This window comes from uncultured Paraglaciecola sp. (assembly GCF_913058035.1).
GTDB lineage: Bacteria > Pseudomonadota > Gammaproteobacteria > Enterobacterales > Alteromonadaceae > Paraglaciecola.
Map to the genome: position 1 here is coordinate 1 of NZ_CAJXPA010000167.1, position 9199 is coordinate 9199.

A 9199-nucleotide genomic window follows, 5' to 3' on the forward strand; every position below is an offset into this window, starting at 1 on the left:
ATTAATACTCTGTGTATTACTATTAAATTTGGCCGATTTGACATGTCTTGAGGCCAAGAAATAACTGGTTAGTCTTTAACATTGGTAAAGTGTGATGCTCTTAATTAGGGGGTAGGTAACATCGTTTTTAAGTTGTCAATGGCATGGACTGGAGCGTTAGGTCCAGACATCAGTGGCGCGATGGCGGACATTACTAACTTGTGTCTAGCGAGCATGTTTTTCTCAATAAATTCTGGAGTGGTGACAACTAGGCTGAAATGCCCTTGTCCCGTATTATTAACTGTAACCTGTGCGTCAATAATTTTTTCTATAATTATATCTTGAATTGTCTGATTGATACTCACGTGATTATTCCTAATTGGATGTATGCGACTTGACTATTGATTAAAGACTTGAGCGATTGATTTTTTTGCACGCGGTCGCGACCACTACCTCCAATCAACACGATATTTGTCTAAACGTTTGGAAGTCTTGGACAGCCACAAAGACGGGTGATACCCCAAGAATCTCTGGATTGGCCAAAGCATCAACAGAATAAAATTTTCATCGCAAGCAATTGAAGCTTTTACTGCGATGACAGAGAACACACATCGAAGTTGTTTTGGGGTAGCTTCCATAAACACGACAACAATATTATTGCTGATATGCGCTTCATTAATTAACATATTGCTAATTGAAATGTGCTTTAGCAATGACGGTTTGCGACGTATAAGATCTTTTTAACCATGGCACGTAAACCATTACCTCGCATTGAACTCAAATGACTAAATAAATCAATGTTGGTAAAGAATGTTTCTATTTTAAAGTCAGCTACCTCCTGAGGTGCTTTTTTATTAAAAGCACTTAGAACGATACCTGCTAGCCCTTTAACAATTTGAGCTTCACTGTCGACTGCCATTAAAAGAAGATTGTTTGTTTCATCATATTCGCACACCAACCATACTTGACTTTGACAGCCAATTATAAGATTTTCGTCAGTTCTAAATGACACGGGTAGGGTAGGAAGTTCCTTACCAAGGTCTATTATATAACGGTAACGATCTTCCCAATCATCGAAGAAACACAGAGTCTCTGCGATGTCTTCAGACTTGATTTTAGTACCAAAAGGGCTGTCTGATAAGTGGGTGGTAGGCAGGTTATTCATCAGAATAATCCCATCTCTAATTGTGCTTCTTCGGTCATCATTTCTCTACTCCATGGCGGATCAAGTACAAGGTCGACCTTCACGGTATCTACATTAGGCACTAGCCCAACTTTATATTTAACATCATCCACCAATACTGGACCCATACCACAAGCAGGAGCCGTTAACGTCATGGAAATCAATACAGTATTACCCTCAATTTTACAGTCATATATCAAACCTAAATCAACAATGCTGACTGGCATCTCTGGATCGTAAACAGCAGATATCGCTTTCCAGACATTACTTTTAATGACCGTTTGATCACCCGAATCCTCAAACTCTAAGACGATAGGTTCAAACCCAAGTGCATCAGCATCAGTTCCATCAACCCGAGCCATATTACCGTTTACAAGAACGGTATATGCTCCACCTAATGATTGTGTCAGGGTGACAAATGTATCTTTTTTAATGGTGATAGGAATGCCGTCTGGCACAAGTAGCGCTGGACAATCTTTATTTACAACAATTATTTGCTTTTGCATAACATTTTTCCAGTATATTGAGTTAAACCATCAGACTGAAAAGCTTTCACCACAACCACATTCTGCTGAGCTATTCGGATTAATAAACTTAATCACTTTGTTCAATCCCTCAGTGACACAATCAATTTCAGTACCATTAACATAGGGTAAGGCTTCTTGAGTGATGTAGAGTTTTAAGTCATCATCATTAATGATGACTAAATGTTCTTCTGTGCTGGGTTTATCAATAAAATCCAGCACATATTTAAAACCATTGCAGCCACTTTTTTTTACTGAAAAACACAATCCAACCGCGTGCTTAATTTTTATTTTTTGAGTCAAAAAAGCACGCGCACTATCACTTAAAGACACACGTGGCTTACTTGGTTCAAAAGTCATTACAGTCATAATATTACCCTCTTTAATGTGATTTTTAGTTAAAGGAATGTTCTCACTTTAGTCAAAGCTGCAAATAACATTGCCACTTCTTCTTCGGTGTTATACATAGAAAACGATGCGCGTACCGTGCCTGGAATGCCCAGCTCATTCATTAACGGCATCGTGCAGTGATGGCCCGTTCGCACAGCAATACCTTGTTGATTGAGCAAAGTACCTACATCACTTGGATGCGCATCACCCATGAGAAAAGAAAAAATAGAAGTCTTATTTTCTGCCATGCCAATAATATGGATATCATCCATGTTATTGGCTAATTCTGAACAATATTTAATTAATCGCTGCTCGTGTGCCAACGCACCAACACGGTCAATGCTGTTTACATAACCGATGGCTGTTGCGAGCCCTATTGCACCTGCAACATTCGGCGTGCCGGCTTCAAATTTGTAGGGTAACTCATTCCAAGTTGCCTGCTGAAATGTGACCGTTTTGATCATCTCTCCGCCTGTTTGAAACGGAGGTAATTGCTCTAATCGGGCTTCTTTGCCATACAACACACCGATACCCGTAGGGCCAAATAACTTATGCCCTGAGAAGACGTAAAAATCACAATTCAGGTCTTGAACATCAACAAAACCATGACCGATGGCTTGCGCGCCATCTATCACTGTTATGGCATTAAATTGCTGTGCAGATTGCACTATTTCTTTAACCTGATTTATCGTACCAAGCGTATTTGACACATGTGTCATAGCAACAACTGCGGTATTTTTATTGAGTAGCGTCTTATAAATTGAAAAATTTAGTTCACCTTTTTCATTTATCGGAGCTACCACAAGTTTGGCACCGCTTCGCTTTGCTGCCACTTGCCAAGGCACAATGTTGGCATGATGCTCCATTGCTGAAATAATAATTTCATCACCTGGCTTTAAAAAGCTTTGCGCTAATCCACTGGCAATCGTATTAATCGCTTCAGTTGTGCCTCTTGTCCACACTATTTCATGAGCATGTTTTGCATTAATAAAACCTTGCACACTGTTGCGTGCATTTTCAAACAACTCAGTGGCATCGTCACTTAAAGTGTGGGCACCTCGATGAACATTAGCGTTAGTAGTACTATAAAACTGACTGATAGCATCGATGACAATCTGTGGCTTTTGAGTGGTTGCTGCGTTATCCAAATAGATTAAAGGTTTACCTTTAACCTTTTGATCTAATATGGGGAAATCTTGCCGAACTTTTGCAATATTAAACGTGTTGTCTTGTTCAACTGCAGCTATGAGAGGCATCGTTATCTTTCTCCTTCGTGGTGTAATGAGGAAAGTAAGCTAGATGAACGTTGTGTCACAAACTCTCGCACACTATTATAAGGTAATTGTTCGACTATTTCGGCAATAAAAGCGAGGCTTAATAGACGTTTAGCTTCGACCCTAGGAATGCCTCTAGATTGTAAATAAAATAATGCCTCACTATTAATCTGACCTACTGTGGCACCGTGTGAACATCTCACATCATCAGCATAAATTTCCAGTTCAGGCTTAGTATTGATGGTGGCAGTGCTCGATAGTAATAAATTTTTGTTACTGAGCTCGGCCAATGTTTTTTGGGCGTTCGGATGAATATGAATACGGCCATTGAATACGGCATTGGCTTGGCCATCGACTAAACCTCGAAAGATCTCATTGCTGCTGCAGTTTGGCGCAATATGTTGCATACAAATATGGTTATCAATTGTTTGTTGATGGCGGCCGTAGAAACTGCCACGAATATCATTATTCGCATACTCTCCCTGCAAGGACACCGTGAGGTCATTACGTTTCAATTTAGAAGCAAGGCTAATTTGATGTTGTTGATAAGTGCTACGGTGACCTTGTTTTACACGATGACTGCATATGCTCGTGACACTCTCATCAAGTTGCAGCCGGCTATGGGTGATATGTGCCTTGTCATTTACAAAACATTCAATCACAGTATTAACCATTGCCGTATGTTTGAGTGGTGCGTCTTCATGCTCTATCACCGTGGCTTTGCTGCCGGTTTCAGCAATAATTAATAATCGCATTATATTTGTTTTTGGTAGATCACCTTTTGTCAGATTTACGATGTAAAAGGGTTTGTCGACTTCACAATGCTCTGGGATATGGATAAGTAAACCATCTTCAAGTTGTGCGCTGTTTAGGCTTGAAAAGTAGTCGTGGTAGTAGTTAAGACTGGTATCTAAGTGATCAATAATGAGTTGCTGCTGAGCAGTGTTAGCTTCAGAGAATAAAGTGCTGTAAGGGTTACTATCAAGGTGTGATAATCCACTCACAAACACGCCATCGACAAAAACTAAACGATACGCGTCAAGATCCTTTATTAAAGACTGCGAAAGTAATTCATCAATGTCGTTGTCACTTTTTGAATCGAGTACTTGCATGCTTTGTGCGTCGAGCTGATCATCTGCTAACAATTTTTCAAGCTTAAGATATTTCCAATCTTCGGTTTTTTGGGTTGGTAATTGCAGAACTCTTAAGCGTTCACTTGCCGCATCACGAATACCTTGTAACCACGGATTTTTTTGAAATGTTTGCTTGTTGCTAAAGTCAGATGTTACTTGCTGTAGATTATTCATGGTTAAGCCTTAAGTGGATTTGCTGATTGCTCAGTTCCACTTTCTAACCAACTGTAGCCCTTTTCTTCTAACTCTAACGCCAGCTCACTTCCACCAGATTTAACGATTTTCCCGTCGGCCAATACATGCACAAAATCAGGTTGCACGTAATCTAACAATCGTTGGTAATGTGTGATTAAAATAAAGGAACGCTCGGGACTGCGTAACTGATTGATCCCATCAGCCACCACCTTAAGTGCATCGATATCTAAACCTGAATCAGTCTCATCAAGTAAGCATAGCTTTGGCTCTAGCATCAGCATCTGCATAATTTCATTACGCTTTTTCTCGCCACCTGAAAAACCTTCATTCACACCACGCTTCAGGAAGTCAGTATCTAAATCGACCAGTCGACATTTCTCACGTGCCAGCTTCATAAACTCAACAGCACTCAAAAGAGGCTTGTTTTGATGAGTATGTAGACATTCAAGAGATGTTTTTAAAAACTCAAGATTGCTGACTCCAGGTATTTCAACTGGGTACTGAAAGGCCAGGAAAATGCCTTCCCGCGCACGATCTTCAGGCACAAGCGATAACAAGTCTTTGCCTTCAAACATGACGGTTCCATCGGTCGCTTCATAGTTATCACGACCTGCTAATACATTGGATAGCGTACTTTTTCCGCTCCCATTCGGTCCCATAATGGCGTGGACCTCACCAGGTTTTACCTCAATATTTAATCCTTTGAGGATCTCTTTTTCATCAATCTTGGCTCTTAAATTTGCAACGTTTAGCATCTATTGACCTTATTATCTTTTAATCAAGTTTTATCAGTGTGGTAATACGACTGATGTCTGTATCACGAAATTTTGTTGATTTTTCGCAGTACTTTACCCAACCGCACCTTCTAAGCTGATCTCTAATAATTTTCCAGCTTCAACAGCAAACTCCATTGGTAGCTCCTTGAAAACAGATTTACAAAAACCATTAACAATCATGGATACCGCTTTTTCAGGATCGATACCGCGTTGTTGGCATAGGAATAACTGATCTTCACTGACTTTTGATGTTGTCGCTTCATGTTCGACAATCGCACTTGGATTTTTGCTAACAATGTATGGAAAGGTATTGGCAGAACATTTATCACCAATTAAGAGTGAATCACATTGGGTGAAATTACGTGCACCTTCTGCTCTTGGTGACATATCGACTAATCCTCGATAGGTATTCGCTCCTTTACCAGCTGAAATACCTTTTGAGATAATGGTACTGCGAGTATTACGACCCAGATGGATCATCTTGGTCCCAGTATCCGCTTGTTGTGCGTTTCGGGTTAAGGCAACTGAATAAAATTCACCTACACTATTATCACCCATTAATACTACGCTTGGGTACTTCCATGTGATGGCGGAGCCTGTTTCTACTTGAGTCCATGATATTTTTGCGTCGGTATGGCAGATACCGCGTTTGGTAACAAAGTTATAGATACCCCCTTTGCCGTTTTCATCGCCTGGGTACCAGTTTTGAACGGTTGAATATTTAATTTGTGCACCTTTTAGTGCAACCAATTCGACAACTGCTCCGTGCAGCTGATTTTCGTCTCGCGATGGCGCGGTACAGCCTTCAAGATAGCTAACATAGCTACCCTCATCAGCAATAATGAGGGTGCGTTCAAATTGACCCGTATTCATCTCATTGATCCGGAAGTAGGTCGACAACTCCATCGGACACCTAACCCCTTTAGGTATATAAACAAACGAACCGTCACTAAATACTGCACAGTTTAAAGCGGCGTAATAATTATCTCTTACTGGGACCACTGAGCCCAAGTATTTTTTGATTAATTCAGGATGTTCGATTATCGCTTCTGAAAGTGAACAGAAAATCACGCCTGACTCAGCAAGCTTTTCCTTGAAGGTGGTGATAATAGAAACACTATCAAATACTATATCAACGGCCACACCAGCCAGCATTTCTTGTTCATGTAATGGAATACCTAGTTTTTCGTAGGTACGCAGCAGTTCTGGGTCGACCTCGGCCAAACTTTTAGGTGCATCATCCTGACTTTTGGGGCTCGAGTAGTAGGCAATGGCATCAAAGTCAATTTCTGGGTAATTGACTTGCGCCCATTTGGGACGCTCCATCTCTAGCCATTTTTGGTAGGCCTTTAAACGCCATTTCAGCATGTATTCTGGTTCATTTTTTTTTGCTGATATTTTTCGTATGACATTTTCATTTAATCCAGGATCAAATGTTTGCATTTCAACATCGGTAATAAAACCCGCTTCATAGCTGGAATTAATACGCTCATCAATAACATTGCTTTCGCTCATAATGATTAACTCTCTTTTTGTAGATTTGCAAAGTAAATAGTGTGGAGTCACATAGCCACTTTTTGATCTCGAATGTATTGTGTGAAACTCAAGCACCATAAAGGATACCAATTTAGTAATGTATGTTAGCCTGTATGGAGTTAACAATCAATACAATACCAAATTAGTATATATTGTTTATGTTTATGGTTAAGATCATGACTGACTTGAAGGACTTCAAACAATGGTTAGTAAATAGAATAAATTTACAATGGTTGATAGATAGAATAAATTTGCCAACTAATATTTAATTCTTGGGAGAGAATTGGGAGAAATTGGTCATACCATTGAGGTATACTAATCAACATGTTTATGCTGGTACGATAAGAATATTTTTAGAGGAGGAGATTTCATGATAAGAATTAGTCGTATGGCCGACTATGCACTTTTGGTAACATTCAAGATGCGAGGGTTTGATGAGCTAATTACGCTAAATCGCTTGTGTGAGTTGACTAATTTGCCTCAACCGACCATTCGTAAATTGATGCGCGCTCTAACCCAAAGCAATGTAGTCAAATCAGTTAGGGGCTCTCACGGTGGTTATAAACTGTGTAATCGCTCCAGCCAAATATCTATTGCAGAGGTGATTGAAGCGATTGACGGTCCAATAGCACTAACGGAGTGTGCCAAGTCAGGTGGAGGTGATTGTCAAATTGCAAGTACCTGTGAATTAAAAGAAAATTGGAATATCGTCAACCGTTTGATATCCAATGCTCTCCACAATGTAACACTTGATGCGATGGGACATATGCCCTTCGATATTAAACAACTGAATTCAGAGCTAATAAAAGTACCAGACTAAAACCAGTAACTATTCAAAAATAAGAAGCCGCAACTCGTTATTCACAGTATTCATAGCATTTCGCTTATCTTTATTTAAAACCCATGACAATCATAACCCTCAAGTTTTTTGGGCTTTTTATTCATATACAAAAAGTGTTCATAACCTACCGAAAAAGCAAAAGGGTTGGCATTATAATCAGCGTAATATTGATCCCGACCCAATTTTGCTTCGTTAACGCCAGATGCAAAACCACTTAAAAAATCATCTCTATGATTCATCAATAAATTTGTAAAATCTCCGTCACTATCTACCACTTCAAACACACCTTCATGAATAAATTTATCAAGAAGTGTTACGTTAAACGAGCCGCTATAAATCTCGGTTTCAGGATCAAATTTAATCAATGATGTGCTGTTACCGCTGGCGGCCTCCATTAGAGAAACGAATAATTCCCGTATTTTTTTTGATATCAATTTATCAACCTTTTAATTTTAGAAATGGCTATATTTGTGTATCTAACATATTAGCCAATGCTTCTTGGGTAATAGCTGATTCTTTTTAGCCGCTTTTAGCCCCTTTTAGCACAGGCCGACAATAAGCACAGGCCGACAATAAAGTGTCATATTTTTGCTAGCTTCTTAGCTAGTGACCGACTAGCTCCTATGAGCCTAATATAGTCATTCAACCATAGATATTCATCGATTATGATGATTAAGGTTATGTGCTTAGTCGACAGTCGAGCGTTAAACCTGACGGTGAAGTTTTTGCCATAAGGGACGTTCGCGATTCGATATATCAGCGTCTCTGACCCCACAGTTGGCTTAGTTCTGGCAATAACACAGTAATTCAATTTACAAATGAGGTGTTAAATGTTGCAACTAGTCAATTATATCCGGTCTGCTTATATTGTTATACCGCCTGTAAAAAGAATTATTGTGTCAATTTTATCTTGTTATCACACAATAAAAAAAAACGTATTCAGTGCGGCTATCGCAATGTTTTTGGCCATTATTAACTTTTCTGCTGATGCAGCCGATCAGTCGATTGCCATAGATTATTTGCATGGTGAAGGAGACTTAAGCGGCATACGACTCGCTTATCGCCCCTATCATGGTCAAATCACCCAGATACAGTGGTTGGGAGAATTCGACCTATATTGGGAACTCAGTGTTAATTTCTGGGAATTTGGCGCTGATAATCAGCATGACACCAACTATGCACTGGCTTTGTCGCCGGTCATGTCAAAACAATTTGCGACCACAGCCGATAAGTACCCGCTTAAATGGGAATTCGGAGTAGGGGTATCATTAATTAACGATACAATTTTTGCAGGAAAAGATATTGGTTCGCACTATCAGTTTGAAGACCGATTAGGACGGGTGTTGGAGTTTGATGACAACCTTAAAC

General features: G+C 39.7%; 11 protein-coding genes. 2 read left to right on the forward strand and 9 right to left on the reverse strand.

What is annotated here, in order from left to right:
- Nucleotides 1–104: 104 nt before the first annotated feature.
- The 8 genes from QZ562_RS17010 to sufB form a co-directional block, all read right to left on the reverse strand.
- A complete protein-coding gene (locus tag QZ562_RS17010) occupies nucleotides 105–344 on the reverse strand; it encodes a BolA/IbaG family iron-sulfur metabolism protein (protein ID WP_293762781.1) in 240 nt (79 codons plus the stop codon).
- Nucleotides 345–685: 341 nt separating this feature from the next.
- On the reverse strand, nucleotides 686–1144 hold the full coding sequence (locus tag QZ562_RS17015; protein WP_293762783.1) for a SufE family protein: 459 nt from the start codon (nucleotides 1142–1144) through the stop codon (nucleotides 686–688).
- A complete protein-coding gene (gene sufT / locus QZ562_RS17020; protein WP_293762786.1) occupies nucleotides 1144–1668 on the reverse strand; it encodes a putative Fe-S cluster assembly protein SufT in 525 nt (174 codons plus the stop codon). The genes QZ562_RS17015 and sufT overlap by 1 nt, the downstream gene beginning before the upstream one ends.
- A 30-nt stretch (nucleotides 1669–1698) precedes the next feature.
- Complete coding sequence (locus QZ562_RS17025; protein WP_293762789.1) at nucleotides 1699–2055, reverse strand: iron-sulfur cluster assembly accessory protein; 357 nt, start codon at nucleotides 2053–2055, stop codon at nucleotides 1699–1701.
- A 29-nt stretch (nucleotides 2056–2084) separates the two neighbouring features.
- Nucleotides 2085–3332, reverse strand: coding sequence for a cysteine desulfurase (locus QZ562_RS17030; RefSeq protein WP_293762792.1), 1248 nt, complete (start codon nucleotides 3330–3332; stop codon nucleotides 2085–2087).
- Between the two features lie 2 nt (nucleotides 3333–3334).
- Nucleotides 3335–4657 (reverse strand): Fe-S cluster assembly protein SufD, encoded by a 1323-nt coding sequence (gene sufD, locus QZ562_RS17035; RefSeq protein WP_293762795.1) that lies wholly within the window; start codon nucleotides 4655–4657, stop codon nucleotides 3335–3337.
- 2 nt (nucleotides 4658–4659) lie between these two features.
- On the reverse strand, nucleotides 4660–5433 hold the full coding sequence (gene sufC / locus QZ562_RS17040) for a Fe-S cluster assembly ATPase SufC (protein WP_293762797.1): 774 nt from the start codon (nucleotides 5431–5433) through the stop codon (nucleotides 4660–4662).
- 93 nt (nucleotides 5434–5526) lie between these two features.
- Entirely contained in the window at nucleotides 5527–6969 is a 1443-nt protein-coding gene (gene sufB / locus QZ562_RS17045) for a Fe-S cluster assembly protein SufB (RefSeq protein ID WP_293762799.1), read from the reverse strand.
- Between the two features lie 391 nt (nucleotides 6970–7360).
- On the opposite strand from sufB, the gene QZ562_RS17050 reads away from it, so the two are divergent.
- On the forward strand, nucleotides 7361–7810 hold the full coding sequence (locus tag QZ562_RS17050) for an SUF system Fe-S cluster assembly regulator (protein ID WP_293762802.1): 450 nt from the start codon (nucleotides 7361–7363) through the stop codon (nucleotides 7808–7810).
- A 74-nt stretch (nucleotides 7811–7884) separates the two neighbouring features.
- Here the strand turns inward: QZ562_RS17050 and QZ562_RS17055 are convergent, their stop codons facing one another.
- Nucleotides 7885–8265: a hypothetical protein gene (locus tag QZ562_RS17055; RefSeq protein ID WP_293762805.1), complete on the reverse strand. Its 381-nt coding sequence runs from the start codon at nucleotides 8263–8265 to the stop codon at nucleotides 7885–7887.
- A 522-nt stretch (nucleotides 8266–8787) separates the two neighbouring features.
- On the opposite strand from QZ562_RS17055, the gene QZ562_RS17060 reads away from it, so the two are divergent.
- Nucleotides 8788–9199 (forward strand): acyloxyacyl hydrolase (locus QZ562_RS17060; protein WP_293762808.1); only part of this gene is annotated, 412 nt, incomplete at its 3' end.

Coding starts and splice junctions, on each gene's coding strand:
- QZ562_RS17015 (WP_293762783.1), bottom strand. CDS start 1,144: ATGAATAACCTGCCTACCACCCACTTATCAGACAGCCCTTTTGGTACT.
- sufT (WP_293762786.1), bottom strand. CDS start 1,668: ATGCAAAAGCAAATAATTGTTGTAAATAAAGATTGTCCAGCGCTACTT.
- QZ562_RS17025 (WP_293762789.1), bottom strand. CDS start 2,055: ATGACTGTAATGACTTTTGAACCAAGTAAGCCACGTGTGTCTTTAAGT.
- QZ562_RS17030 (WP_293762792.1), bottom strand. CDS start 3,332: ATGCCTCTCATAGCTGCAGTTGAACAAGACAACACGTTTAATATTGCA.
- sufD (WP_293762795.1), bottom strand. CDS start 4,657: ATGAATAATCTACAGCAAGTAACATCTGACTTTAGCAACAAGCAAACA.
- sufC (WP_293762797.1), bottom strand. CDS start 5,433: ATGCTAAACGTTGCAAATTTAAGAGCCAAGATTGATGAAAAAGAGATC.
- sufB (WP_293762799.1), bottom strand. CDS start 6,969: ATGAGCGAAAGCAATGTTATTGATGAGCGTATTAATTCCAGCTATGAA.
- QZ562_RS17050 (WP_293762802.1), top strand. CDS start 7,361: ATGATAAGAATTAGTCGTATGGCCGACTATGCACTTTTGGTAACATTC.